We start from the raw sequence: 24,164 nt of genomic DNA, 5'->3' as shown, positions 1-24,164 counted from the left end.
CGTAGGACGCGGGTAAGGAGTCCTTGACGGCGACTCCGAGGGGAGGATCAGGCGGTGGGCTTCAGGCCGCCCGGGTAGAGGTACTGGTCAGCGGGCTTGCCGCTGCCGTAGATCCACGCGTCGAAGAACCCCTGAAGGTTCTTGTGCGACACCTGCTCCGCGTAGTGCTGGAACTCCTGCATGCTCGCGTTGCCGTTGTGGTTCAACCCGTTCCAGGTCTTCAGCACGCGGTCGAACGCGGCCTGCCCCATGAACTTGGACAGCGCGTGCAGCGCGAGCGGGCCCTTCGAGTACACGTAGGTGAACTCGTTGCCGGGGCCCATGTCGTACAGCTTGCCGTTCCAGAACGCGGTGCTCGCGGTCTTGACCTTGTTGAGGTACTGGGCGTCGAGGTCGACCCCGTCCTTGGCCTGCGACCACAGCCACTCCGCGTACGAGGCGAAGCACTCGTTGAGGCAGACGTCCTTCCAATGGTCCACGGCCACGGTGTCGCCGTACCACTGGTGCGCGTTCTCGTGGACGATCGTGTCGACGTTGCCCGCGCGGCCCGAGTAGATGGGCCGGCTCAGCGTCTCCAGCGAGAACCCGATGGGCTCGGCCAGGAAGATGCCGCCCGCGGCGTCCACGGGGTACTTGCCGAACTTCGACTCCAGGAAGTCGAGGATCTCCGGCAGCTTCGCCTCGGCCTGCTTGGTGGCGTCCGGCGTGCCGGGCGCGAACGCGCTGACGATCGGGGTGCCGTCCTGGCGCTGCTGCCGGTCGAACGTCCACTTGTCGATGGCGACGGTGGTCATGTACGGCGCTATGGGCGTCGACTCCGCCCACACGTGGGTGGTGCCATTCGCCGTCTTGTGCGAGCCGGCCTCACGGCCGTTCGCGATCACGCCCCACTCGTCGGGGACGGTGATGGCGAGGTGGAACGTCGCCTTGTCGCGCGGGGTGTCGTTGACCGGGTACCAGGTGGTGGCCGACTTCGGCTCGCCGGCGACGAACGCGCCGCCGGACTTGGCGAACTGCCAGCCGTTCGCGCCCAGCGACGGGTCTTCGATCGGGGCCGGCACGCCGTGGTACGCGATCACGGCCTGGAACTGCTGGCCGCGGTACAGCGGGCGCGACGGCTTGATCACCAGCTCGTGGTCGCCGGTGCGGCTGAACTCGGCGGTGCGCCCGTTGACCTTCACCGAGTCGACGGTGAGGCCGGTCAGGTCGAGGTCGAACGAGCTGAGCGACTGCGTCGCGCGGGCGGAGATGGTCTGGAGGCCGGTCAGCTGGTGGGTGTCCGGCGCGTAGCTGACCTTGAGGTCGTAGTCGGCGACGTCGTAGCCGCCGTTGCCGTCCTGCGGGTAGTAGCTGTCGCCGGCGCCGTCGGACCCGGGCGTCGGCGCGCCCCAGCCGTCCTGGCCCGCCGAGGCGACCCCGCTGCTCAGGCTGAGCGCGGCCAGCGTGGCCGCGGCCATGACGGCCGGACGGCGCCAGCGGTGCTGCAAAGTCATGAACGCTCCTGTCTGCACATCTGCGTGGAACCCGGCTGCAACTTATCTCCCGGCTCGCGCGACACTGAGCAGGTTGGGGTGTTTTATCCGAAAAGTCCACACTTCCGTCGGTTCCCGCTCGGCCGTTCGCCGTCAGTCCGGTCCACGGTCTGGAAAGCTGGTGTCATGCGCCTGGCGCTGCTGGGGCCGCTGCGCGCGGCTTGTGATGACGGCACTCCGATCGACATCGGCGGGGCCCGCCTTCGCATGCTCCTGGCCAGGCTCGCTTTGGACGCCGGCCGGGCCGTCTCCGCGGAGGCGCTGATCGACGGCCTGTGGGGTGACCAGCCGCCCGCGGACGCCGCGAACGCGCTGCAATCGCTGGTCTCGCGGCTGCGCCGGGCGCTGCGGCCGGCCGGCGCCGAGCTGGAGTCCGGCCCCGGCGGTTACCGGCTGGCGCTCGAAGCCGGGGCTGTTGATGTACACCGCTTCGAACGACTGGCAGCCGAAGGTCGGCGTGAACTCTCGGCCGGCCACGACGCCCGCGCGGCCGAGTTGCTGCGTGACGCCCTCGGCTTGTGGCACGGCCGAGCGCTGGCCGACGTCCTCGACGCGCCCTTCGCGTCCGCGCCCGCGACGCGGCTGGAGGAACTGCGCACGGAGGCCGCCGAAGACCGGTTCGAGGCCGAACTTCGCCTGGGCGGTCACGCCGGAGTGCTCGCCGACCTGGCGACGGCGGCCGAGGCGCACCCGTTGCGTGAACGACTGGCCGGGCTGCGGATCCGGGCGCTGTGCGCGGCCGGACGGCAGGCCGACGCGCTCGCCGTTTACACCACGCTGCGGGCGACGCTCGCCGACGAGCTGGGCGTCGACCCGTCGGCGGAGCTGCAGGAGGTCCACCTCCAGGCGTTGCGCGGCGAGTTCGGGCCGGCCGCGGCGGCCACGGACCGGCTGCCGGTGCGGCTGACCAGCTTCGTCGGCCGCGGCGACGAGCTCAAGCTGCTGGCCGAGCTGCTGGAAGGGGCCCGGCTGGTGACTTTGGTCGGGCCGGGCGGCGCGGGCAAGACACGGCTCGCGACCGAGGTGGCGTCGCGGCATCCCACGCACAGCCGCGGCCGCGTCTGGTTCGTGCCGCTGGCCGGCGTCCGCGACTCGCACGACCTGCTGGGCGCGCTGCTCACCGCGCTGGAGGTCCGCGACATCCGCAGCGGCGAGAGCGAGGTGCTGCGGCGGCCGGTGGACTTGTCCGACCACGCCGTGGAGACGCTCGCCGGCGAGGATTCACTGCTGGTGCTGGACAACTGCGAGCACGTGGTGGACGTGGCCGCGCAGCTGGCCGACGACCTGCTGCGCCGCGCGCCGGGCCTGCGCATCCTCGCCACCAGCCGGGAGCCGCTCGCGATCACCGGGGAGGCGCTGTGCCCGCTCGGCCCGCTGCCGGTGCCGGTGGAATCGGCGTCGCCGGGCGAGGTGGGGGTGCTGGACTCGGCGCGGCTGTTCCTGGACCGCGCCGTCGCCGTCCGGCCCGATTTCGCGCTGAACGAGTCCACAGTGGACGCCGTAACGCAGATCTGCCGACGGCTCGACGGGATGCCGCTCGCGCTGGAGCTGGCCGCCGCGCGACTGCGGTCCATGCCCGTGGCCCGGATCGCCGAGCGCCTCGACGACCGGTTCCGCCTGCTCACCTCCGGCAGCCGCACCGCGTTGCCGCGCCAGCGGACGTTGCGCGCCGTCGTCGAGTGGAGCTGGGACCTGCTCACCGACGCCGAGGTCGTGCTCGCCCGCCGGCTCGCGGTGTTCGCGGCGACGTTCGACGAGACCGCCGTGGAGCAGGTCTGCGCCGACGAAGAGCTGACGGCGGGCGAGATCGGCTACGTGCTGGGCTCGCTCGTGGAGAAGTCCATTGTGGACACCATCGACGTCGGCGGCGAGCAGCGGTACCGGATGCTCGAAACGCTCCGGGTCTACGCGACCGAGCGGCTCGTCGACGCGGGGGAGCGGGAAGCGCTGCGGGCCGCGATGGTGCGCTACTACCTCGACCTGGTGGAGCGTCTCGACCCGATGCTGCGCTCGGCCGCCCAGCTCGAAGCGATCGCCGTCTACGAGCGGGAAAACGACAACCTGACCGGTGCGCTGCGCGCCGCCATCGAGGCGTCCGACGCCGTTTCAGCCGGCCGCCTGCTCTTCGGCATGGTCTGGTACCTCACGATTCTCGGCCAGAGCGAGCGGGCGCGGGCCTTCGCGGACGAGGTGCTGGCCTTCGGCGACCGGTTGCCCGCGGACACTTCGGCGGGGCTGCGGCTGATCCGGATGATGATGCAGGCGGTGATGGGGCCGCAGCAGCTGGAGGGCGCGCCGGAGCTGATCGAGGAGTGCGTCCGCGCGGGCGCGGTGGACCAGAGCCCCTGGTTGTGCGTCGCGCTGCCGATGGTGGCTTTCCTCAGCGGCCACCGGGAGCTGGCCCGCCGGGAGATCGAGCGGGCGCTGAGCGCGCCGGACGAGTGGGGCCGGGCCGCGGGCCGCTGGGCGGAGAGCTTCCTGCTGAGCGACCTGGGCGAGCTGGAAGCGGCGGAACGGGCCCGTGAAGAGGCGCACGCGGGGTTCGCATCGGTCGGGGACCGGTGGGGGCTGGCCATGACGTTGAGCTTCCGCGCGAACAGCCTTTCGCAGCGCGGCGATCGTGAAGGGGCCATCGCGGCCTACACCGAGGGGCTGCGCCTGGCCTTGGAACTGCGCTCGGACGACGACGCGGTGCAGCAGTGGTGGCGGCTGGCCATCGAGCGGTCCCGCGGCGGGGACCACGCCGGGGCCTGGCGGGAGCTGGAGGCCGCCGAGCGTTACGCGGAGGGGAATCGCCAGCTGCTGATGATCCTGGCGTTCGGGCGGGCCGAGATCCTGCTGCGCGAGGGACGGCTGCCCGAGGCCTGGGCCATGGTGCGGGAGATCGAGGGCATGTCCGGGACCTGGCCGTTCCCCAGCGAGTTCGAAACGGAGTGGCTGGGGCTCTACACCGCGGCGGTCCACTTGACCGAGGGCCACCCGGACCTCGCGGAGCCCGGCGCGGTGGCGGCCATCCGGTCGATCGCCCTCCGGTCGGACATGCCGGACCTGGCCCGGGTGGTGGAGCTGTTCGCGGAGATCCGGCTCCAGCAGGGCCGGACCGAGGTCGCCGCCCGCCTGCTCGGGCTGTCGGCGGCGGTCCGCGGGCGGTTCGACCTCGGCAACCCCGAGGTGGTCGTCCTGATCGGCGAGCTGGAGGCCGCGCTGGGACCGCGGTACACCGAGATCGTCGCGGAGGTCCGGGCGATGAGCCGCGAGGACGGGGTCGCCTGGCTGATGTCCGAAGTGGACCCTGCCGTGTGAGTGGCGGGCCCGGTCACCGCGATGGTGCCCTGAAGGCCACCATGAGGGTCGTATATGCCCTGAAGGTGGCCTTCAGGGCATACGGACGTGGTGGCGGGCGGTCTTCCCAGCACCCCCGTGGCAGGAAGACCGCCCGCTTCGGCACCCCCGGTGCCGTCCCCTTCACACCCGCCGGCGGTAGGCCCAGGTGGCCAGCGGGAAGAAGACCAGTACCGCGCCGGCCATCCAGGCCAGTGCGCCGCCGAGCTGGCCCGCGACCGGGCCGCCGTTCAGCAGCCCGCGCAGCGCGTTCGCCATCAGGCTCACCGGGCTGATGTCCGCCCAGGCCTTCAGCCAGCCGGGCATCGTGGCGGTGGAGACGAACACGTTGCTGCCGAAGGTCAGCGGCATGATGAACACGAACATCAGGCCCTGCGCGGCGCCGGGGGTCTTCATCAGCATCCCGACGAACACCGAGCCCCAGCAGAAGCACAGGCCGAACGCCAGCACCAGCAGGATCGCGGCGATGAACTGCACCGGACCGGTCTCCACGCGATAGCCCATGACCGTCGCGACGACCATCAGCACGGTCAGGCAGACCAGGTAGCGCACGATGTCCGCCAGCACCGCGCCGACCAGCGGCGCCGACCGCGCGATCGGCATGCTGCGGAAGCGGTCGAACACCCCCTTGCTCACGTCGGTGTTCAGCCCGACGCCGACGGACAGGCTGGCCTGCAGGATGTTCATCACGATCACGCCGGGCACGAGGCTCTGCAGGTAGTTCGAGATCGAGCCGCCCAGCGCGTTGCCGAACAGGTAGGTGAACATGAGCAGGAAGATGATCGGCATCAGCGTGACGTCGGCCAGCTGCTCCGGGTTCTTCCGGATCTTCAGAATTCCGCGCCACGCCAGCGAAAGCGCGTGCTGCACGCCCTTCATCGGGCTGATGTGCCGCGGCGGGTCCAGTGCCAGTGTCGTCACGACCGGGTCCCTTCCAGTTCGCGGTCCTTTATGGACTCTTCGGTGGCGCGGCCGGTCAGCGCCAGGAACACCTCGTCGAGGCTCGGCAGGCGCAGGGCCAGCTCGTCGGAGGTGATGCCGGCCTCGTCGAGCTTGCGGACCAGCGTGGACAGCAGCACCGGGTCGCCGACCGGCGCGGTGAGCAGCCCCGTGTCGTCGTCGCGGGTCGGGCGCACGCCGGTGAGGTCGCCGAGGATGCGGAACACCGCGTCCAGGTCGGCCAGCGAACTCGGCCGGACCTGCAGCGTCTGGCCGCCGACGCGCCGCTTCAGCTCGTCCGCGCGGCCGTCCGCGACCACCCGGCCGTGGTCGATCACGGTGATCTTGTCGGCCAGCTGGTCGGCCTCTTCGAGGTACTGCGTGGTGAGCAGCACCGTCGCACCGTCGGCGACGAGGTTGCGCACCACCGCCCACACCTCGTTGCGGGCGTGCGGGTCCAGCCCCGTGGTCGGCTCGTCGAGGTAGAGCACCTCGGGCCGGCCGACCAGGCTCGCGGCCAGGTCGATCCGGCGCCGCATGCCGCCGGAATAGGTGCGGACCGGGCGTTTCGCCGCGTCCGTCAGCTCGAAGCGCTCCAGCAGCTCACGTGCCCGCGCCTTCGCGTCGGCCCGCGAATAGTCCAGCAGCCGGCCGATCAGCACCAGGTTCTCGGTGCCGTTGAGGTCCTCGTCCACGGACGCGTACTGCCCGGTGAGCCCGATCAGGCCGCGGACGCGCACGGGGTCCTTCACCACGTCGTAGCCCCCGACCGTGGCGTGGCCGGCGTCCGGCTTGAGCAGCGTCGCCAAGATGCGCACCGCCGTCGTCTTGCCCGCGCCGTTCGGCCCGAGCACCCCCACCACTTTGCCGAACGGGACCTCCAGGTCCACCCCGTCCAGCGCCTTCGTCTCCCCGAAATGCTTGACCAGGCCTTCAGCCCGGATCGCATGCGACATCGTGTGCCTCCTCCTGCTGTCGCGTGAGGATCACTGTGGATGGGGGCGCTGTCAGCACGCGCACAGCGCGCTGTCAGGTGCTGTCAGCCGTTGTGAAGGTCTGGTGGAGGAATGGTGCGCTCCCCACTCGTGGCAAACGGCTGTCGGCATACTCTCCGATCATGGTGATCGACGACGAGGTGCGGGTACGCCGGCCGCGCAACCGGCTGGTCACGGGTCTGCTGTTGCTTGCCGGGGTGCCGTTCGCGCTGCTCACGGCCCTGCGCACGGTCGGCTACGACGGCGGCTGGTACACGTTGGCGCTGCTGTCCCTCACGCCGTACGCGGTGGTCTACGGCGTGGTGCTCGGCGGGCTGGCGCTCGCGCTGCGCCGCTGGTGGACGGGCGGGATCGCGCTTGCGATGGCGGTTCTGCTGGTGGTCTTCGTGACCCCTCGGGTGCTGGCCGACGACCAGCCCGCCGTCACCGGCAAGTCCTTGCGGGTGCTGTCGTCGAACCTCTACCTCGGCCGGGCCGACCCGCAGGCGGTCGTGAAGCTGGTCCGGGACAACCGCGTCGACGTGCTCAACCTGCTCGAGATGACGCAGGCCGCGGTCACCGGGCTGGAGCAGGCGGGCCTGTTCACGCTGCTGCCGAACCGCGTGCTGCACCCGGCTTCCGGCGCGAACGGCTCCGGCATCGTCTCGCGCTTCCCGCTCACCGAGGAGAACTACACGGGCGACTCCGCCGCGAAGCAGCCCGGCGCGCTGGCCGACCTGGGCGGGGGCACGACGGTGGAGCTGGTCGCGGTGCACCCGCTTTCCCCGGACAGCGGCACGGACGAGTGGGAAGCCGAGATCAAGGACCTCTCGCGCGCCGCCGGCGAGCACGGCCTGCGCATCCTGGCCGGCGACTTCAACGCGACGCTCGACCACGCCGCCCTGCAGACCGTGCTCACCCGCGGCTACCAGGACGCGGCCGATCAGCGCGGCGACGGCCTGAAGCCCACCTGGCCCGCCGACCGGGTCCCGCTCGTCACCCTGGACCACGTGCTGGTCGACAAGCGGGCGGCGGTGCAGGACTACCAGGTGCTGGACGTGCCGGGCACCGACCACCGCGCGGTCTACGCGGAAGTGCGGCTGCCGTGAGCGTCGAGCTGAGGCCTGGTCTGGGCCCGGCGGAGTTCCCGAGACTGCTGGTGGTCTGGCGCAGCGCGGTCGAGGCCACGCACGACTTCCTCACCCCCGAGGACGTCGAGTACTACGCGGCGCGGATCCCGGGGTACCTGCCGGGAGTGGAGCTGACCGTGGCCGTGGTGGACGGGCAGGCGGTCGGCTTTTCCGGCACCGGCGACGGCGAGCTGCACATGCTCTTCGTGCACAACGACTTCCGTGGCCACGGCGTCGGCACGGCGCTGCTGCGTGACGCCTTGGCGCGCTACCCCGCGTTGACCTTGGACGTCAACGAGCAGAACCCGAAGGCGGCCGGTTTCTATACGCGGCAAGGGTTTGTGGTCGCGGGCCGGTCCGAGACCGACAGTGAGGGACGCCCGTTCCCGTTGCTGCACCTCAAGCGAGGCTGAGCAGCGTCTCCAGTGCCCCGGCCGCGATCGACACACCGCGGCCGTGCCGGACTTCGGGCTCACGCGGGTTGATCCGGACCAGCGCGCCGTTCGCGGCGCTGGCCAGCTCGGCGTACCGGCGGACGGTCGGCACGGCCGACCCGGCGCCCAGCTCGACCACCACCAGGTCCCGGTTTTCCCGCCGCCACGCGGCCAGCTCGTCGAGCTGTGCCTGGCTGCGGTGCGGCACCCAGGAGAAGTCGCCGAACATCAGGATGTTGGGCCGGGCCAGTCCGCCGCAGCGCGGGCACGACGGGAGCGGCGGCCGGGCGCGCATCGTCGCCTCGTCGATCGAGAGGTCCACATCGGACGCCGGCCAGACCTCGTCCGTGCAGCCGTCCAAGCACTGCAGGTGGTGGATCGAGCCGTGCGCCTCGGCGACGTGCGGGAAGCCCGCGGCCTGGAACTGGCCGTCCACATTGGACGTGAACACGCGGACGCCGCCGGGCTTCGCCTCGCCCCACGCGCGCAGCAGTTCGAAGCCGCGGTGCGGCACAGTCCGGCGGTACAGGGCGAGCCGGTGCCCGTAGAAGCCCCACGCCAGCTCGGGATCGTCGGCGAAGTGCCGTGGGTCGGCCAGCTCTTCGAAGCGCAGGCCGAGCTGGGCGTACGGCGGGTAGGCCCGCCAGAACCCTTCGCCACCACGGAAGTCGGGCAGCCCGGAGTCCACGCCCATGCCGGCGCCGGCGCAGACGAGCAGCGCGCCGGCGCCGTGGATCAGCTCCGCCGTGTGAACTAGCGCCGCCGTGCGGGTGAGGTCCTCACTCACCCGGCTTGGACGCCTGGACCACCTCGAACTCCAGCAGGTTCGCGCCGGAGGAAACCGGCTTCGCCCGCTCGCCCGCGTGGGCTTCGCGCGCCGGGCCGGCCGCCCAGGCCTGGTAGGCCTCTTCCGACTCCCACTTCGTGTAGACGAAGTAGCGCGTCTCGCCCGAAATCGGGCGGAGGAGCTCGAAGCCGAGGAAGCCGTCCTGGCCGTCGACTGCGTGCAGCCGGGCGGCAAAGCGCTTCTCCAGCTCGGGGCCGGCGCCTTCGGGGACCTCGATTGCGTTGATCTTGACCACTGCCATGCCCCCAGCGTACTGATTCACCGCCCGGAGAAAAGTGGTAGCGACTGTCAAATGACTGTGGCTATCATGAAGGGACCGACAAGCGAAGGGGGACATCGTGAAGGTCTTGATCTCGGGGGCGAGCATCACCGGTCCGGCGCTGGCGTTCTGGCTGCACCGGTCCGGCGCCGAAGTCACGGTGGTCGAGCGGGCGCCGGGGCTGCGGCCGGGCGGCCAGGCCGTGGACGTGCGCGGCGTCGCCAAGGAAGCGGTGCGGCGGATGGGGCTGGCCGAGCAGGTCCGCGCCGCGTGCACGGCGACCGGCGGCCTCTCGCTGGTCGACGGGACGGGCCGCCGGGTCGCGTCGATGACCGTCGGCCAGTTCGGCGGCGACGGGCTGATCGCGGAGATCGAGATCCTGCGCGGCGACCTGTCCCAGGTGCTGTACGACGTGACGAAGGACAACACCGAGTACGTCTTCGGCGACCGGATCACCGCGATGGACGAGCAGCCGGACGGTGTGCACGTGACGTTCGCCGTGGGTGCGCCGCGGGTGTTCGACGTGGTGATCGGCGCGGACGGGCTGCACTCCGGCGTCCGCTCGCTGCAGTTCGGCGAGACGCCGCTGCACCACCTCGGCTCGTACCTGTCGTTCTGGACCGTGCGCAACCACCTGGACCTGAAGAACTGGGCGCTGGTCTACACCGAGCCCGGACGCAGCCTTGGCGTGCGGACGATCAACGGCAACCGCAACCTGATGGCGTTCGCGGCCGTCCGCGCCGGCGAGATCGACTACGACCACCGGGACACCGGGAAGCAGAAGGAGCTCATCCGCGAACGGCTGGCCGGCATGGGCTGGGACGTCGCCACCTTCGTCGACCAGCTGGACGCGGCGCCGGACTTCTACTTCGACTCCAGCAGCCAGGTCACGCTCGACTCCTGGTCGCGGGGCCGCGTCGGCCTGCTCGGCGACGCCGCCTTCTGCTCGTCGCCGTCGTCCGGCCAGGGCACCAGCCTGGCGCTGGTCGGCGCGTACGTGCTGGCCGGCGAGCTGGCCGCGTGCGGCGGGGATTACGCCGCCGGGCTGGCGGCCTACGAGCGGCGCCTGCGGCCGTGGGTGCTGGCCAACCAGAAGCTGGGCCGTGACTACTCCACCACCACCGTCCCGCTGACCGAACGGGGAATCCGGCTCCAGCGCTTGGCCATGCGGGCGCTGCGCTACCTGCCGACGAAACTGCTGTCCCGCAAGTCGGCGAAGGTGCTCAACGGGTTCGAGCTGCCGGACTACCCGCTGGACCGAGCGACGGTGGCCTGACCGGGACGGTCCGTGTCACCCTGGGACGCATGGGGGAAGAACACGAGCTCGCCGGCGCGCTCGCCCGCGACCTTCAGCGCATCGTCAAGGCGGCCGCCGACTCGGTCGCGGGAGCCCAGTCCAACGAGCTGATCGACCGGGTCACCGGGCACCTCGGGGTGCCGCTGGCCCAGGCGCTGGTCGTCACGCGCGTCTTCGAGGACTGGGAGCACGCGAACATCCAGGCGGGGGTCGACGCGTACCTGGCCGAGCACGGCACGGTCACCGACTGGTTCGGCATCGCCGGCGGGCAGCGTGGCCACGAAGACCTCGTGGGCATGCTGGTCGCCGGGCGGAACCACGGGCTGTACGAGCTGGGCGCGGTCGACTACCGCACGGCGGCGATCGGGCCCGAAGCGGCGGCGGACGTGGTGCAGCTCGGCCTGGTGGGCACCGTCGCGCCGGACGGCGCCCGCGTGCTGATCGGCGTCCGCGGCGCGAATCCCCAGTACGGCCAGCTGCAGTGCCGGCTGGAGGTGCTCTCCGGCAGCCGCTCGGCGGCCACCGCGGCGCGCGACCGCATCGAGCAGCTGATGGTCGAGCACGACGTGCTGCGCGGCCAGGTGCTGGCGTTCGGCGTCAGCGAGCACCGCGGCAACGAGCTGCTCACCTTCCTGCCCCGCCCGACGCTGGACGAGGGTGACGTGGTGCTGCCCGAAGGCGTGCTGGACGCCGTCGAGCGGCACACCATCGGCATCGCCGAGCAGGGCGCGCGCCTGCTCGCCGCCGGTCAGCACCTCAAGCGCGGCCTGCTGCTGCACGGCCCGCCCGGCACCGGGAAGACCCACACCGTCCGGTATCTGATGGGGCGGCTGCCCGGCAGCACCGTGGTGGTCCTGACCGGCTCGGCGATGCGTTTCGTTGCCAAGGCGGCCACCCTCGCCCGCCGGCTTCAGCCGAGTGTGGTCGTGGTCGAGGACGTCGACCTCATCGCCGAGGACCGCAGCCACCACTCGGGTGGCGGCCCGCTGCTGTTCAGCCTGCTCGACGCGATGGACGGCGTGGGCGGCGACGCCGACGTCACGTTCCTGCTCACCACCAACCGCGCGAGCCAGCTGGAGAAGGCGCTGGCCGACCGGCCGGGCCGGGTGGACCTGGCCGTCGAGATCCCGCTCCCCGACGCCGCCGGCCGGGCCGCGCTGCTGGAGCTGTACTCCCGCGGCTTGAACGTGACCGCCGACCTGGCGCCGGTCGTCGAGGCCACCGAAGGCGTCACGGCCTCCTTCGTGAAGGAATTGCTGCGCCGCGCCACTCTGCGCGCCATCACCGCCCGGCCGGAAGACCCGCAGGTCACGATCGTCGACGCCGATCTGGCCGAGGCGTTGGCCGAGATGAAGGACGCGCGTGGCGCACTGACCCGCTCCCTGCTCGGCAGCTCCGATCAGGAGCGCAGGGAGCCGGGGTAGAGGTCGGCGTCGGCCGGCCGTTTCGTGCCGCGGAACCAGTCGTCGACGAACGCGGCCAGGTTCTGCCCGCTGACCTTCGACACGAGCTGCTCGAACTGGTCCCAGGTCGCGTTGCCGTGGCGGTGCTCGGCGGGCCACTCGTGCAGCAGCTTGTCGAACGCCGTCTCGCCCATCCGCCGGCGTAACGCGTGCATGGCGAGGATTCCCTTGTCGTACACGCCTTCGAACTCGTGACCGGCACCCATCCCGGTGAGTTTCCGGCTCCAGAAGTCCGTGCTGTCGTGGGTGATCTCGACGGCCGTGCGGTAACGGTCGTCCAGGTTCTGGCCCTCGCGCTCGGACCAGAGCCACTGCGCGTACGACGCGAAGCACTCGTTCAGGCAGATGTCGGACCAGGAATCCAGCGAGACCGAATCGCCGAACCACTGGTGCGCGTTCTCGTGCACCAGGGTGAGCAGCTCCGCCCACTTCGCGTACGTCGGGCGCGTCTGCGTTTCCAGCGAGAAGTGGATGCCCTCGTCGAGGTAGATCCCGCCGGCCGCGCTCTGCGGGTACGGGCCGAACTTGCTGCTCAGGAAGGCCAGCACCTCGGGCAGCTGGCTCCCGGTCCCCTCTCGGGCCTCCGCGCCCGGCGCGTACGCGGACACCACGGGCGTCCCGTCCGGCAGCGCCGAACGCTCCACGGTGAACTTGTCGATCGCGATCGTGGTGAGGTAACTGGCGATCGGGTTCGGCTCGGTCCACGTTGTCGTGGTCTTCCCGGCCGCGGTCGAGGTGCCCTGCTCACGGCCGTTGGAGATCACCGTCCAGCCGTCCGGCACGTGCGCGGTGAGGGTGAAGGTCGCCTTGTCGCGCGGGGTTTCGTTGACCGGAAACCAGAACGCGGCCGAATGGGGCTCGCCCACCATGTACGCGCCGCCGTCCGCCGAGCGGCTCCAGCCGTTCTCGCTGCCGCCTTCGTGCGCGGTCTTCGACGGGTCGCCGCCGTAACGGACGCGGGTGTGGAACGTCGTCCCCGCGCGCAGCGGCGACGCCGGGGTGACCACCAGCTTGAGTGCCTTGTCACGGCTGAACTTCGCGGGCTGGCCGTCGATCTCGACCGTCTGCACGTCGAGGCCGCGCAGGTCGAGGTCGAAGCGGCTGAGGTCTTGCGTGGCTTTCGCGGTCACCGTGGTGTCCCCGTCGAGGTGCCCGCTCGCCGGGTCGTAGCCGACGCCGACGTGGTAATCGAGCGCGTCGTAACCGCCGTTGCCGTCTCCCGGGTAGTACGGATCGCCTGCGCTGGCGGCACCTGCCGACGGGTGCATCGGCGGCGGTTCGTCCGTACTGCAGGCGGACAGCGCGAGCACGCCGACGATGGCGATGGCGGCGAGGCGGCGGCTGCGCATCGTTCCACCCTAGGTGCTGCGATGTGGTTGGGTGGCGGGCAAACGGGCGGGAGACACGATGCGACCAGGGCTGATCCACTTCGGCGGCGAGACCGGCACGGGCGTGTCGGTGTTGTTGCTGCACGGGCTGATGGGCCGGGCCCGGACGTGGTGGCGGGTCGCGCAGTGGCTCAAGCCGTACGGCGCGGTGTACGGCCTCGACGCGCGGGGACACGGTCGCGCGCCGCACACCGGGCCGTGGACCACGGAGCAGTTCACCGCCGACGTCGCCGAGGTGCTGCGCGAGATCGGCCCGAGTGTGCTGATCGGGCACTCCATGGGCGGGCTGCACGCGTGGGCGACGGCGGCGGCGCACCCGGACCTGGTGCGCGCCGTGGTCAGCGAGGACTTCGCGCCCGACCAGCGCGGCCGCACCGTGGAGACCTGGCGGGGCTACTTCGAGAGCTGGCCCACGGCGTTCGAGTCGCTCGCGCACGTCCGCGAGTTCTTCGGCTCGGCGGGCGACTACTTCACCGAGTGCGTCGAGGAGCGGGACGACGGTTACCACCTGATCGCCGAGCTATCGGACCTCTACGAGATCGCCGCCGAGTGGGGCCGCCGCGACTACTGGTCCATTGTGGACGGTATCCGGTGCCCGCTGCTGGTCGTGGAGGGCGAGGACACGGCCATGCCGGCGGGCCAGCAGGCCGCGGTCGCCGAGCGGGTGCCCGGCGCGCGGCACTTCGTCGTCCCCGGTTCGGCGCACCTGCCGCACGCCGAGGCGCCGGAGACCTACCGCGGGGCGGTGGAGGCGTTCCTGGCCGGGCTCTAGAACCTCCGTCAAGGCCTCCTTACCCGCGTGGGACGCGGGTAAGGAGGCCTTGACGGACTTCGGCCGAGGGCTGGTGAGCAGGGGGCCCGGTCGGCCACGTGTGCCGCCCTCGCTGGCACACGTGACCGCCGGATCAGCGTGACGAGGCCAGTTCGGCCCGCCATGCCGCTGTCGAGCGGCCGGACGGCACGATGAGCGGCCAGACGTCCGAGCCGAGGAAGCCGGATTCGTCGGCCGCTTTCGCCGCCGTGCAGCTGTCGCGGGAGAGCCCGTGCGCGGCGGCCAGCGCGGCCACGGCGTCCTTTGTGGACCGGCCGAACACCCCGTCCGTCGGCACGCCGAATTCGGCGGCGCGCAGGAACGTCTGCGCGGTACGCACGTTCGGTCCGGTATCGCCGGGTTTGAGCAGTGGCCACTCCGGCGCGTCGGCCCGTGAGACGGCCACGCCGAGCACACCGCCGACCGCCGTCCGCAGCTCCGGGAGCCGGTTGTAGAGCACCTGGCCGCAGCACTCGGTGGAGTTGAAGTCGCGGTGGCCCTTGATGAAATCGGGGGTGATGCCGTACTGATCGGCGATGTAGGCGATCAGCTTGACCAGCGAGTTCCACAGCGCCACCGGCACGTCGACGCTGGTGTACAGGCCCTCGTTCTCGATGCCGAGGCACTCGCTGTTGTGGTCGGCGACGTTCGCGCCCTGCACGTGCTGCGTGCCGCCGCGCAGGATCTCCAGGCTGCGGTGCCTGCCTTCGGTGACGTAGCCGCCGCGGCTGTTCGTGAACTGCTGGCCGGTGTCGATCCAGCCGCGGGTGTCCATGTGGAAGTTCTGGATGTCGCGGGAGATCTGCAGCGCGTGGGCCAGCGAGTAGTCGGTGTTGTTGCCGGGGTCGACGGTGTGGTGCACGACGATGTACGTCGGCTTGTGGTTCTCCACCACGATCGCGCCGGACGCGGGCCGGGCGTTCCACTCCGACGTCGGGTGGATGTCCGGCGCGCTGGGACTGGCGCTCGCGGTGCGGGCGGCCGCCAGCCCGAGTGCGCCGGCCGCGGTGATTGTGAGCCCGCCCCGGAGAACGGCGCGGCGAGTTGGTTCCCCCATGCGAAATCCCTCCGCTGGAACTGCGTCGGGGGGAAAGCTAACCCGCCGGCAAGATCATGACAACTTCTTACCGACTTTCGTTGTACCGCGTTAGTGTTCGCCGGGAAGTGAGAACAGGCCGGCGTCCGTCTGCTCCAGCAGGCCGTCGACCAGCAACGAGGCGAGGCACCGGTCGCGCTGCCCGGCCTCGTGCCAGACGAGGTCGAGGCGCCCCTTCTCCACCGGGCCCTCACTGCCGCGCAGCACGTCGAGCAGCAGCCCGCGCACCTGCCGGTCGGTGCCCGCGAACTTCTGCACGGGCTTGGCCGGCCCGGCGTACGCGGGCTTCCCGGCGTGCTGCCACGCGCAGTCCTCGTAGATCGGGCAGTCGGCGCAACGCGGCGAGCGCGCGGTGCAGATCAGCGCGCCCAGCTCCATCAGCGCGGCCGACATCTTCGCCGCGGGCGCGTCCTCGGCCGGCAGCAGCACCTCGACGTCGGCCATGTCGCGGGTGTTGGACGCCGGCCCCGCGTCACCCGCGCCGTGCACGGCCCGCGCGACCACGCGGCGCACGTTCGTGTCCACCACCGGCGCCCGCTTGCCGTACGCGAAAGCCGCCACTGCCCGCGCGGTGTACGCGCCGATGCCCGGCAACGCGAGCAGAGTGTCCACATCGGACGGTACGACGTCACCGTGCTCGGCCGCGACCACCGTGGCCGCCGCGTGCAGCCGCAGCGCGCGGCGCGGGTAGCCGAGCTTGCCCCACGCGCGCACCACCTCGCCGGTGGTCTCCGCGGCCAGCGCCGAGGGCACCGGCCAGCGCGCCATCCACTCCAGCCAGATCGGCTGCACGCGCGCGACCGGCGTCTGCTGGAGCATGATCTCGCTGACCAGCACACCCCACGCCGTGCAGTCCGGCTCCCGCCACGGCAGGTCCCGTCCGTGCGTGGTGAACCAGTCGAGCATCACATCCGCGTCCACAGCCACCCGGACATTGAAGCCGACGCGGTTCAGGCGACTTCGGTCAGGCTCCCGGTTTTCACGTCGTAGACGAAGCCGCGCACGTTGTCGGTGTGGGCCAGGAAGTCGCTGCGCCGCACCCGCTCGATCGACACCCGCACGCTGTCCTCGACCTTGCGGAACGCCTCGACCGACCAGGTCGGGCGCAGCCCGGTGGCCTGTTCCAGCTCGTCCTTGAAGTCGTCCTCGGTCACCATCGAGAGGCCGCAGTCGGTGTGCTGGACGATCAGCACCTCGCGGGTGCCGAGCTTGCGCTGGGACAGCGCCAGCGAGCGGATCATGTCGTCGGTCACCACGCCGCCGGCGTTGCGCAGCACGTGGGACTCACCCTGGATCAGGCCGAAGATCTCGAACACCCGCACCCGGGCGTCCATACAGGTCAGGATGGCCACCTGCAACGAGGGCTTGGGCGACGAGCGGTCGCCGGGCACGACGTTGCCGAGTTCCTGGTTGCGCTTGAGCAGTACGTCGATGGAGGTCATGGTCACCTTCCGGCCACACTTCCCCGACTACGCGGGCGGTCCCTCCCATGGAACCCGGCCGAAGCCCAGGACACAACGCGATAGGTGCGAAGTCACGGTGAATCAGGGGTCGGGGGCGCCCTGAAGGCCACCATGAGGGCATGCAGGTCCCTGAAGGTGGCCTTCAGGGCACACCGCGCACGCACGCAGCGCGGTCTCAGCCGCCGAACCAGGGCTCCTCGACCGTGCGCGGCGGCGCCGACGTGCGGCCGAGCCGCAGCTCGGTGGGCAGGGTGATCACCTTCGGGCCGACCCGCTCGGCCGAGCCGAGCAGCAGCCGCCCGGCCACCTTGCCCTTCTCCAGCACCGGCTGGTGGACGGTGGTGAGCCCGGAGCGCTCGGCCTCGGAGATGCCGTCGAAGCCGGTGACGGTGAGGTCCAGCGGCACCCGCAGGCCGCGTCGCTCGGCTTCGGCCAGCGCGCCGAGTGCGAGGATGTCGGAAGTGCAGATCAGGGCCGTGACCTGCGGGTACGCGTCGAGCAGCTGGCGGGCGCCCGAGGCGCCGTCGTCCACCGTGTGGTCGAAACGCTCGACGACCGGCACGCTCGCCCAGTCGACCCCCGCCGCGGAGAACGCCGCGGCCAGTGCCTCCAGGCGGATGCGCTGCACGTGGAAGTGGGCGCTGCTCTGGCGCTGCGGGTTGACGAAGTCGTCATTGCGCTCGCGGGCCAGGCGCATGCAGAGGATCCCGACCTGTCGGTGGCCGAGGGCGATGAGGTGCTCGGCGAGCTCGGTGACGGCGGCGGCGTCGTCCGGGCCGACGCGGTCCACGCCCTCGACCCGGGGCTGGTCGATGATCACCGTGGGGACGGGCCGCTCCAGCACCGCGGCCAGGTGGGGGTCGTCGTCCGGCACGGAGTAGACGACAAAACCGTCGACCCCCGCGCGGTGCACGGCCGCGACGTCCTCGCGCCCGGGGCTCGCGGGCACCAGGTGCAGGCCGACCCCGGCGTCCTCGCAGGCGAGGGCGAGGCCTTCCAGCACACCGACTGCGGCCGGGTCGCGGAACGCGTAGGACAGGTTCTCGGTGAGCAGCAGCCCGACGGCGCCCGCTTTACGCGTGCGCAGCGAACGGGCCACGGGGTCGGGACCGGGGTAACCGAGGCGCCGCGCGGTCTCGAGAACACGACGGCGCAGTTCCGGGGACAGCTGGTCCGGCCGGTTGTAGGCGTTGGACACGGTGGTCCTGGACACCCCGAGCTCCGCCGCGAGCGACGCCAGCGTCGCCTGCCTCCGGGTGCGAATAGGACGTCCCATCAGCAAACCGTAACGGTTCAGATCGTTTTCCAGAAGCGACACCCCTGTGGTGAGGGTCTCGATCCGAAGAGTGACGAGACGCGGATCAAGCACCCGGTCGAGCGGCCTTGTCATGCGGATGGGGTAAAGTGAATCTGACAACGGTTTCCATTAGCTGTTACTAATCCGACCGAAAGCAGGCGGACACGGGCTGCAGCCGACCTGCTCGCCGGATCCGTATCCGCCGTGACTGCAGTCGGATTAGTAACGATTGGCACAGTAGGTCCCGACCCAGGAGAGTGCTCGATGAGTTCCCGCCGCACCAGGAGCGTGCTCGCCGCCGCTTCGGCTCTGACCGTGTTCGCGCTCGGCGCCTGCTCCAGCACTGACTCCCCGGGGGGCTCCGGCTCCGGTTCGGGCTCGGGCGACCAGATCAAGGCCGTCGCCGCCACCGACGTGTGGGGCAGCGTCGCTTCGGCCGTCGGCGGTGACAAAGTGCAGGTCAAGTCGATCATCCACGACCCGTCGGCCGACCCGCACTCGTACGAGTCGACCGCGGACGACGCGCTCGCGGCGCAGACCGCCCAGCTCACGCTCGCCAACGGCGGCGGCTACGACGACTTCTTCGGCAAGCTGACCGGACAGGCGAGCGGCGCCAAGAAGCTGGTCGCCTACGACATCGCCGCGACCGGCGACGAGAACGAGCACGTCTGGTACGACCTGCCCGGCGTCGAGAAGGTCGCCGACCAGGTCGCGAACGCCCTCGGCGAGATCCAGCCCGCGTCCAAGCAGCTGTTCCAGGACAACGCCAAGACGTTCAAGGGCCAGGTCGAGGGCCTGCTGAAGAAGGCGGTCGAGGTCGGCGCGGCGCACCCGGGCACCAAGGTCGTCGTCACCGAGCCGGTGGCGCACTACCTGCTGGAGAGCGCCAAGATCACCGACGCGACGCCGAAGGCCTTCTCCGACGCCGTGGAGAACGACACCGACGTGCCCGCCGCAGCCGTCAGCGACTTCACCCAGCTGATCAAGACCAAGCAGGTGAAGGCGCTGGTCAACAACGTCCAGACGGTCACCCCGCTGACCCAGCAGGTAGTGGGCGAGGCCAAGTCCTCCGGGGTCCCCGTGGTGAATGTGGCCGAGACGCTGCCGGCCGATGTCACGGGCTACATTGACTGGATGACCAAGGAAGTGGACTCGCTGTCCGGGGCGCTGAACAGCTGATGTCCGCCTCGTTTTCGCCGGTCCGCCCCGCGGTTCGCGTCCGCGGGGCGGGGCTGGCGTTCGGCCGCCGGACCCTGTGGTCGGGCCTCGACCTCGACGTCGAGCCGGGTGAGTTCCTGGCCATCCTCGGCCCCAACGGCTCCGGCAAGAGCAGCCTGCTGAAGGCGCTGCTCGGCATGCAGGGTCTCTCGTCGGGCAGCGTCGAGATCGCCGGTGGCCGCCCGGGCGGCGCCAACCGCAAGGTCGGCTACATCCCGCAGCAGCGCGCGATCGACGACGCGCTGACGCTGCGCGGCGTCGACCTCGTCGGCCTCGGCCTCGACGGGCACCGCTGGGGACCGGGCCTGTTCGGCCACGGTGCCCGGCGGCGCCGGGTCGCCGAAGCGATCGAGGCCGTCGGCGCCACGGCGTACGCGAGGCAGCCCGTCGGCCGGCTTTCCGGCGGCGAGCAGCAACGGCTTCGGGTGGCGCAGGCGCTGGTCGGCGACCCGTCCGTGCTGCTGTGCGACGAGCCGTTGCTCTCGCTCGACCTGGCGCACCAGCGCGCGGTGAGCGAGCTGATCGACCGCCGTCGCCGTGAGTCGGATACCGCCGTGTTGTTCGTGACGCACGAGATCAACCCGGTGCTGTCGTTCGTCGACCGCGTTCTCTACCTGGTGAACGGGCAGTTCCGCATCGGCAAGCCCGACGAGGTGATGAACACCGAGGCGCTGTCCGAGCTGTACGGGACGCGGATCGAGGTGCTGCGCGTCGGCGGGCAGATCCACATCGCCGGCGCGCAGAGCGCGTTGTGCGAGGACGAACCGCACCACCACGAGCAGGAAGTTGCAGGCTGAGTTGTGGACGGCATGTTCGACTTCGCCAAGACCTGGCAGCTGATCACCGCGCTGCCCAGCGTGCAGACGGCGCTCATCGCGGCCGCCGTGCTGGGCCTGGTCGCGGGGATCCTCGGCCCGCTGATCGTGATGCGCCGGATGTCCTTCGCCGTGCACGGCACGTCGGAGCTGGCGTTCACCGGTGCGGCGGGCGCCCTGCTGATCGGCGTCGGCGTGGAATACGGCGCGCTGGCCGGCGCCGTGGCCGCGGCCCTGCTGCTCGGGATCCTCGGCACCCGTGACGCCGACCGCGACTCCGTGATCGGCGTGATCCTGTCCTTCGGCCTCGGCATGGGCGTGCTGCTGCTGTCCTTCTACAAAGGACGGTCGGCGAACAAGTTCGGCATCCTGACCGGCCAGATCATCACCGTGGACAGCACGAACCTCACCGCGCTGGTGATCTCGGCGGCGGCCGTGCTGCTGGTGCTCGCGTGCGTCTACCGGCCGCTGCTGTTCGCGAGCGTGGACCGCAACGTCGCCGTCGCGCGCGGCGTGCCGGTGAAGACGTTGACGGTGGTGTTCGCCCTGCTCGTGGGCGTGTCGACGGCGCTGAGCGTGCAGATCGTCGGCTCGCTGCTGGTGGTCGCCCTGATGGTGACCCCGGCCGCGGCCGCCGCCCGCGTCACGGCCAGCCCCCTGCGCGCCACGGTGCTGTCCGTGGTCTTCGCGGAGGTCGCCGCACTGGGCGGCATCGTGCTGTCGCTGGCCCCCGGCAAGCCGGTGAGCGCCTTCGTCACGGCGATCTCGTTCCTGATCTACCTGGTCTGCCGCGTGATCGCCTGGGCCCGCGACCGCCGCACCGGCGTCCGCTCCCGCCCGGTCGACACCGTCGAAACGGCGCCGGTACCGGTCGGCTGAGCGGGCCCGGTCAGTACCTGACGAATCCGTCGTTGGCGTCGGTGCGGCAGTTGCGGTAGTCGCCGTGATCGGTGCAGCCCTGCACGGCCGAGGCCGCCGGCGCGGTGAGCGCGGCTCCGCCGAGGAAGGCACCGGCGATGACCAGCGTGGACGCGATGATGTTCGGCTTCTTCATGAAGTCGATCACGACATCGAGATGATCTTCGCGGAGGCATTTTTAGCAATCCGACCAAAAGTGGGCGGATCCAGAGGTGACCGCCTGGTGTGCGGCCGATTCCGCCGTGACTGTGGTCGGATTGGTAACGAACGGCGCAGTAGCCGAATCGGGTGGGCGTGGGGTCAGCGCACGGGGTGCGCGGCCAGCGCCGTCTTGACCGCCGCGATGAACCCGTCGTCGGTGAACGGGACCAGCCCGCCCGCGACGTTGCGCTCCACCGCCTCCAGCACGACCACCTGCGAGTTCACGAACTGGTCCACCGCGCCGGCCTGAGTGGTCTTGTCGGTGGAATAGGCGAGGTAGGTGAGGTTCGTGAACGCCGCGTCGAGGTAACGCGAGGACGCCAGGCTGAACGAGTCGCCGTAGATCAGCGTCGGCTTGTTCACGGTGCCGTCGAGCGGGCCGGACTTGCGCTGCACCGGCTGGTCGATGCTGCCGATGAACCCCGTCGCGCGATCGGTGACGCCGTCCGGGAGCAGGCTGTACTGCGTGTTCGTCTTCACGCCGGACTTGCCCAGCAGCAGCGGCAGGTCGGCCACCGCGTCGTACTGGCCGTCCGGGACGGACATCCACGAGCTCGTGCTACCGGGCTGCACGGCCTCCGCCAGCGCGCGCGTGAGGACGAGCCCGCCCTCGTCGCGCCAGTGCGTGTCGTTCGGCGCGTAGATCGGGCGGCCGACGCGCGCCGCGGACGCAGCCAGCGCCGGGCGCAGGTCCAGCGAGCGGCCGACGGTGGTCATCTTGTACCAGTCGTTCGGCGCCGCGGCCTGCGAGCACTCCCTGCCCGGGTAGCTGCCGGGCAGGAACTGCGGCACCATCGTCGACTTGTCCGGCGTGACCACGAATTCGAACTTCCGGCCGGACGCCTCCACCGCGTCCCGCAGTTCGTTGACCTTCTTCAGCGTGGTGTCGATGTCCTGCGTCGGCGTGCACTTGGCCTCGGCGTCGTAGCCGTAGTACAGCCAGCCGTCCAGGCCCTGCACCACTTTGCGGTAACCGGCCTGGTTGCTGCCGGGCAGGCTCGGCGCCGCCGGGCCCGTGTTCGGCGCGCCGGGCTGCTGCAGCGGCGGCGCCGGGATCGGGCCCGCGTTGGCGGCCGGGCCCTGGTCGAGCGGCGCGTCCTCACCGAAGAGCGTGCGGCTGATGCCGTCGGCCGCCTCGATCGCGCCCGCGCGGAACGACAGCTGATCGGTGGCCCAGGTCGGCAGGCCGGTGAAGAAGTCGAACCCGCCGGCCAGGCTCGGGAAGCCCGCGAGCTTGTGGTTCTCGATCTCGCTGGGCCGGACGCCGAACACCCACAGCAGCGTCGGCGTGGTGAAGAACAGCAGGGCGGCGACCAGCGCCGTCATCTGCCGCTTGCCGTGCCGCGGCCGGTGGAGCGCGTGCTCGCGAGGCAGGTAGGCCTCGTGGACGGCGGGCAGCTGCTGGGGTTCGGACGGCACGCGTTCACGGTAGCCACTTCGGGTGAACCGGGTGCGGGCAACCGCCGAAAGTCAGCCGAGCATGAGCAGGACCTGCAGCTCGCCGACCAGGAAGCCGATCACGCCGCCGACGGCGATCAGCTTCCACTCGTCCTGCCGGAACGCCGGGCGCAGCAGCCCCTCGAACTCCAGCGGCGTCAGCGCGAGCATCCGCTGCTCGACCATTTTCGCGACGTCCATCGCCTCGGTCAGGTAGCCCTCGGCGTACCGGGCGGTCTGCGGCAGATCGGTCAGCGCCCGCGTCGCCGCCGCGTGTTTCATCTCCTGCAGCCGCCGTCCGCCGACGGCCAGCGCGATCATCGGCTTCGCGACGCTGGCCTGTTCGTCGATTGCGTGCCCGACGGTCCGCTCGACCATCGCCACCAGCCGGTCGGACTTCGGGCCGCGCAGCAGCGCATCGAGCAGATTCGGCACGGTGAGCACCTCGTTGGCGATCAGCTCGCCGTACTGCCGGGCGACCTCGGCGCGCCGGCGCTGGAACTTGCCCTGCAGGATCACCCGGCCGACGCGCACCGGCTCCCGCGGCACGAAGATCAGCTTGATCGCCAGCCAGTCGGTGAACAGGCCGATGCAGCCGCCGAAGATCGGCAGCACGAGGGGTTGGCGGGTGAGCGCCCACACGATGGCCTGGACCAGTCCGAGCCCGAAGCCGAAGAAGATCCCGGCGCGCGCGATGAACGTCATCTCCGGCCGCGAGGTCTCACGGATCAGCCGGACCAGCAGGGCCTTGTCGCGGGTCAGCCGCTCGACGGTCATGTGCCGGACGTCGAGGACCTCGTCCAGGTTGTCGCGCACCTCGTCGAGGAACTCCTGCACCAGCCGCGGGGCCGACGCCTGCACCTGCTTGATCAGCATCTCCTGCGCCAGCGTCGGCATCACCTCCCACAACCGGGGGTGGTGCTCCTCGAGCACGTCGCGCGCGATGCCGTCGACGGCTTTGAGCAAGGGCTGTTCGAGCTCGCGGGTGATGATGACCGGGTCGATCTTGCCGAACACCTCGTTGATGTCCAGCAGGTTCGCGGTGAGCAGCTCGGTGGCGACCGCGGCCATCCGCCCGCCGTGTTTCGGGACCACACCCTGCCAGCCCAGCAACGGCTTGATGCCGGTGAACTCCAGCGGGCGGAACATCATCTCGATCGCGACGCGCTTGGTGACGTAGCCGATCAGCGCGGCGATGAACGGCATCGTGGCGTACACCGGCCAGTGCCGCGCGAGGTCGTCCAGGACCGCGTCCACCCGGCCTCCTCCCCGCATTCGCCGGACGAACCGTATCGCACGGGGG

At 70.9% G+C, this 24,164-nt stretch carries 22 protein-coding genes; 9 read left to right on the top strand and 13 right to left on the bottom strand.

The genetic code is table 11. The features are described 5' to 3' along the window. Positions 1-47: 47 nt before the first annotated feature. Positions 48-1,493, bottom strand: a complete 1,446-nt coding sequence (locus OG943_RS33440; protein WP_328604914.1) for a M1 family metallopeptidase — start codon at positions 1,491-1,493, stop codon at positions 48-50. Between the two features lie 165 nt (positions 1,494-1,658). Here OG943_RS33440 and OG943_RS33435 point away from each other — a divergent pair, with 165 nt between their 5' ends. Further along, a complete protein-coding gene (locus OG943_RS33435) occupies positions 1,659-4,835 on the top strand; it encodes a BTAD domain-containing putative transcriptional regulator (protein WP_328604913.1) in 3,177 nt (1,058 codons plus the stop codon). Between the two features lie 162 nt (positions 4,836-4,997). Here OG943_RS33435 and OG943_RS33430 read toward each other — a convergent pair whose 3' ends face one another. Both OG943_RS33430 and OG943_RS33425 read right to left on the bottom strand, forming a co-directional pair. Then, entirely contained in the window at positions 4,998-5,795 is a 798-nt protein-coding gene (locus OG943_RS33430) for an ABC transporter permease (protein ID WP_328604912.1), read from the bottom strand. Further along, positions 5,792-6,769: an ATP-binding cassette domain-containing protein gene (locus OG943_RS33425; RefSeq protein WP_328604911.1), complete on the bottom strand. Its 978-nt coding sequence runs from the start codon at positions 6,767-6,769 to the stop codon at positions 5,792-5,794. The genes OG943_RS33430 and OG943_RS33425 overlap by 4 nt, the downstream gene beginning before the upstream one ends. A gap of 161 nt (positions 6,770-6,930) precedes the next feature. Here OG943_RS33425 and OG943_RS33420 point away from each other — a divergent pair, with 161 nt between their 5' ends. Together OG943_RS33420 and OG943_RS33415 are read left to right on the top strand one after the other, a co-directional pair. Next, positions 6,931-7,896 carry an endonuclease/exonuclease/phosphatase family protein gene (locus OG943_RS33420; protein ID WP_328604910.1) on the top strand — a complete coding sequence of 322 codons (966 nt, stop codon included), beginning with the start codon at positions 6,931-6,933 and terminating at the stop codon, positions 7,894-7,896. Further along, positions 7,893-8,330: an acetyltransferase gene (locus OG943_RS33415; RefSeq protein ID WP_328604909.1), complete on the top strand. Its 438-nt coding sequence runs from the start codon at positions 7,893-7,895 to the stop codon at positions 8,328-8,330. The genes OG943_RS33420 and OG943_RS33415 overlap by 4 nt, the downstream gene beginning before the upstream one ends. Here the strand turns inward: OG943_RS33415 and OG943_RS33410 are convergent. Then, positions 8,317-9,138 carry an SIR2 family NAD-dependent protein deacylase gene (locus OG943_RS33410; RefSeq protein ID WP_328604908.1) on the bottom strand — a complete coding sequence of 274 codons (822 nt, stop codon included), beginning with the start codon at positions 9,136-9,138 and terminating at the stop codon, positions 8,317-8,319. The two genes, OG943_RS33415 and OG943_RS33410, sit on opposite strands and share 14 nt — an antisense overlap. Continuing rightward, positions 9,131-9,439 carry an antibiotic biosynthesis monooxygenase family protein gene (locus OG943_RS33405; protein ID WP_328604907.1) on the bottom strand — a complete coding sequence of 103 codons (309 nt, stop codon included), beginning with the start codon at positions 9,437-9,439 and terminating at the stop codon, positions 9,131-9,133. Before OG943_RS33405 ends, OG943_RS33410 begins: the two co-directional genes overlap by 8 nt. 97 nt (positions 9,440-9,536) lie before the next feature. On the opposite strand from OG943_RS33405, the gene OG943_RS33400 reads away from it, so the two are divergent. Together OG943_RS33400 and OG943_RS33395 are read left to right on the top strand one after the other, a co-directional pair. After that, positions 9,537-10,733, top strand: a complete 1,197-nt coding sequence (locus OG943_RS33400; protein WP_328604906.1) for an FAD-dependent monooxygenase — start codon at positions 9,537-9,539, stop codon at positions 10,731-10,733. Between the two features lie 29 nt (positions 10,734-10,762). Next, positions 10,763-12,178 carry an AAA family ATPase gene (locus OG943_RS33395; RefSeq protein WP_328604905.1) on the top strand — a complete coding sequence of 472 codons (1,416 nt, stop codon included), beginning with the start codon at positions 10,763-10,765 and terminating at the stop codon, positions 12,176-12,178. Here OG943_RS33395 and OG943_RS33390 read toward each other — a convergent pair. Next, positions 12,154-13,566: a M1 family metallopeptidase gene (locus OG943_RS33390; RefSeq protein ID WP_328604904.1), complete on the bottom strand. Its 1,413-nt coding sequence runs from the start codon at positions 13,564-13,566 to the stop codon at positions 12,154-12,156. The two genes, OG943_RS33395 and OG943_RS33390, sit on opposite strands and share 25 nt — an antisense overlap. Before the next feature lie 58 nt (positions 13,567-13,624). On the opposite strand from OG943_RS33390, the gene OG943_RS33385 reads away from it, so the two are divergent. Then, positions 13,625-14,377 carry an alpha/beta fold hydrolase gene (locus OG943_RS33385; protein WP_328604903.1) on the top strand — a complete coding sequence of 251 codons (753 nt, stop codon included), beginning with the start codon at positions 13,625-13,627 and terminating at the stop codon, positions 14,375-14,377. 133 nt (positions 14,378-14,510) lie between these two features. On the opposite strand, the gene OG943_RS33380 is transcribed toward OG943_RS33385, so the two are convergent. The 4 genes from OG943_RS33380 to OG943_RS33365 all read right to left on the bottom strand — a co-directional run bounded on the left by OG943_RS33380 (position 14,511) and on the right by OG943_RS33365 (position 18,251). Continuing rightward, positions 14,511-15,473 (bottom strand): peptidoglycan recognition protein family protein, encoded by a 963-nt coding sequence (locus OG943_RS33380; RefSeq protein WP_328604902.1) that lies wholly within the window; start codon positions 15,471-15,473, stop codon positions 14,511-14,513. A 90-nt stretch (positions 15,474-15,563) separates the two neighbouring features. Continuing rightward, positions 15,564-16,439, bottom strand: a complete 876-nt coding sequence (locus OG943_RS33375) for an A/G-specific adenine glycosylase (RefSeq protein WP_328604901.1) — start codon at positions 16,437-16,439, stop codon at positions 15,564-15,566. 23 nt (positions 16,440-16,462) lie between these two features. After that, the gene (locus OG943_RS33370; RefSeq protein WP_328604900.1) at positions 16,463-16,954 is read right to left on the bottom strand and encodes a beta-class carbonic anhydrase; all 492 of its coding nucleotides are present in this window, start codon (positions 16,952-16,954) and stop codon (positions 16,463-16,465) included. Positions 16,955-17,150: 196 nt separating this feature from the next. Further along, a complete protein-coding gene (locus OG943_RS33365) occupies positions 17,151-18,251 on the bottom strand; it encodes a LacI family DNA-binding transcriptional regulator (protein WP_328604899.1) in 1,101 nt (366 codons plus the stop codon). Positions 18,252-18,536: 285 nt separating this feature from the next. Between OG943_RS33365 and OG943_RS33360 the strand changes: the two genes are divergently transcribed. Genes OG943_RS33360 through OG943_RS33350 form a run of 3 tightly spaced genes read left to right on the top strand, consistent with a single transcriptional unit; the run spans position 18,537 to position 21,184 of the window. Further along, the gene (locus tag OG943_RS33360; protein WP_328604898.1) at positions 18,537-19,451 is read left to right on the top strand and encodes a metal ABC transporter solute-binding protein, Zn/Mn family; all 915 of its coding nucleotides are present in this window, start codon (positions 18,537-18,539) and stop codon (positions 19,449-19,451) included. Further along, the gene (locus OG943_RS33355; RefSeq protein ID WP_328604897.1) at positions 19,451-20,287 is read left to right on the top strand and encodes a metal ABC transporter ATP-binding protein; all 837 of its coding nucleotides are present in this window, start codon (positions 19,451-19,453) and stop codon (positions 20,285-20,287) included. Before OG943_RS33360 ends, OG943_RS33355 begins: the two co-directional genes overlap by 1 nt. 3 nt (positions 20,288-20,290) lie before the next feature. Beyond that, positions 20,291-21,184, top strand: a complete 894-nt coding sequence (locus OG943_RS33350) for a metal ABC transporter permease (RefSeq protein ID WP_328604896.1) — start codon at positions 20,291-20,293, stop codon at positions 21,182-21,184. 10 nt (positions 21,185-21,194) lie between these two features. On the opposite strand, the gene OG943_RS33345 is transcribed toward OG943_RS33350, so the two are convergent. The 3 genes from OG943_RS33345 to OG943_RS33335 form a co-directional block, all read right to left on the bottom strand. Continuing rightward, entirely contained in the window at positions 21,195-21,371 is a 177-nt protein-coding gene (locus tag OG943_RS33345) for a hypothetical protein (RefSeq protein WP_328604895.1), read from the bottom strand. Positions 21,372-21,523: 152 nt separating this feature from the next. Next, complete coding sequence (locus OG943_RS33340) at positions 21,524-22,843, bottom strand: alginate O-acetyltransferase AlgX-related protein (RefSeq protein WP_328604894.1); 1,320 nt, start codon at positions 22,841-22,843, stop codon at positions 21,524-21,526. 51 nt (positions 22,844-22,894) lie between these two features. Beyond that, entirely contained in the window at positions 22,895-24,118 is a 1,224-nt protein-coding gene (locus tag OG943_RS33335; protein WP_328604893.1) for a DUF445 domain-containing protein, read from the bottom strand. Positions 24,119-24,164: the final 46 nt, after the last annotated feature.

Origin of the sequence: Amycolatopsis sp. NBC_00345, from assembly GCF_036116635.1 — a bacterium.
Taxonomy (GTDB): domain Bacteria; phylum Actinomycetota; class Actinomycetes; order Mycobacteriales; family Pseudonocardiaceae; genus Amycolatopsis.
Note: the sequence above shows the minus strand (reverse complement) of the source record. Positions and strands in the feature narration are given on the sequence as shown.

Coding starts and splice junctions, on each gene's coding strand:
- OG943_RS33405 (WP_328604907.1), bottom strand. CDS start 9,439: ATGGCAGTGGTCAAGATCAACGCAATCGAGGTCCCCGAAGGCGCCGGC.
- OG943_RS33425 (WP_328604911.1), bottom strand. CDS start 6,769: ATGTCGCATGCGATCCGGGCTGAAGGCCTGGTCAAGCATTTCGGGGAG.
- OG943_RS33420 (WP_328604910.1), top strand. CDS start 6,931: ATGGTGATCGACGACGAGGTGCGGGTACGCCGGCCGCGCAACCGGCTG.
- OG943_RS33355 (WP_328604897.1), top strand. CDS start 19,451: ATGTCCGCCTCGTTTTCGCCGGTCCGCCCCGCGGTTCGCGTCCGCGGG.
- OG943_RS33385 (WP_328604903.1), top strand. CDS start 13,625: ATGCGACCAGGGCTGATCCACTTCGGCGGCGAGACCGGCACGGGCGTG.
- OG943_RS33435 (WP_328604913.1), top strand. CDS start 1,659: ATGCGCCTGGCGCTGCTGGGGCCGCTGCGCGCGGCTTGTGATGACGGC.
- OG943_RS33365 (WP_328604899.1), bottom strand. CDS start 18,251: ATGGGACGTCCTATTCGCACCCGGAGGCAGGCGACGCTGGCGTCGCTC.
- OG943_RS33360 (WP_328604898.1), top strand. CDS start 18,537: ATGAGTTCCCGCCGCACCAGGAGCGTGCTCGCCGCCGCTTCGGCTCTG.
- OG943_RS33395 (WP_328604905.1), top strand. CDS start 10,763: ATGGGGGAAGAACACGAGCTCGCCGGCGCGCTCGCCCGCGACCTTCAG.
- OG943_RS33390 (WP_328604904.1), bottom strand. CDS start 13,566: ATGCGCAGCCGCCGCCTCGCCGCCATCGCCATCGTCGGCGTGCTCGCG.
- OG943_RS33370 (WP_328604900.1), bottom strand. CDS start 16,954: ATGACCTCCATCGACGTACTGCTCAAGCGCAACCAGGAACTCGGCAAC.
- OG943_RS33380 (WP_328604902.1), bottom strand. CDS start 15,473: ATGGGGGAACCAACTCGCCGCGCCGTTCTCCGGGGCGGGCTCACAATC.
- OG943_RS33440 (WP_328604914.1), bottom strand. CDS start 1,493: ATGACTTTGCAGCACCGCTGGCGCCGTCCGGCCGTCATGGCCGCGGCC.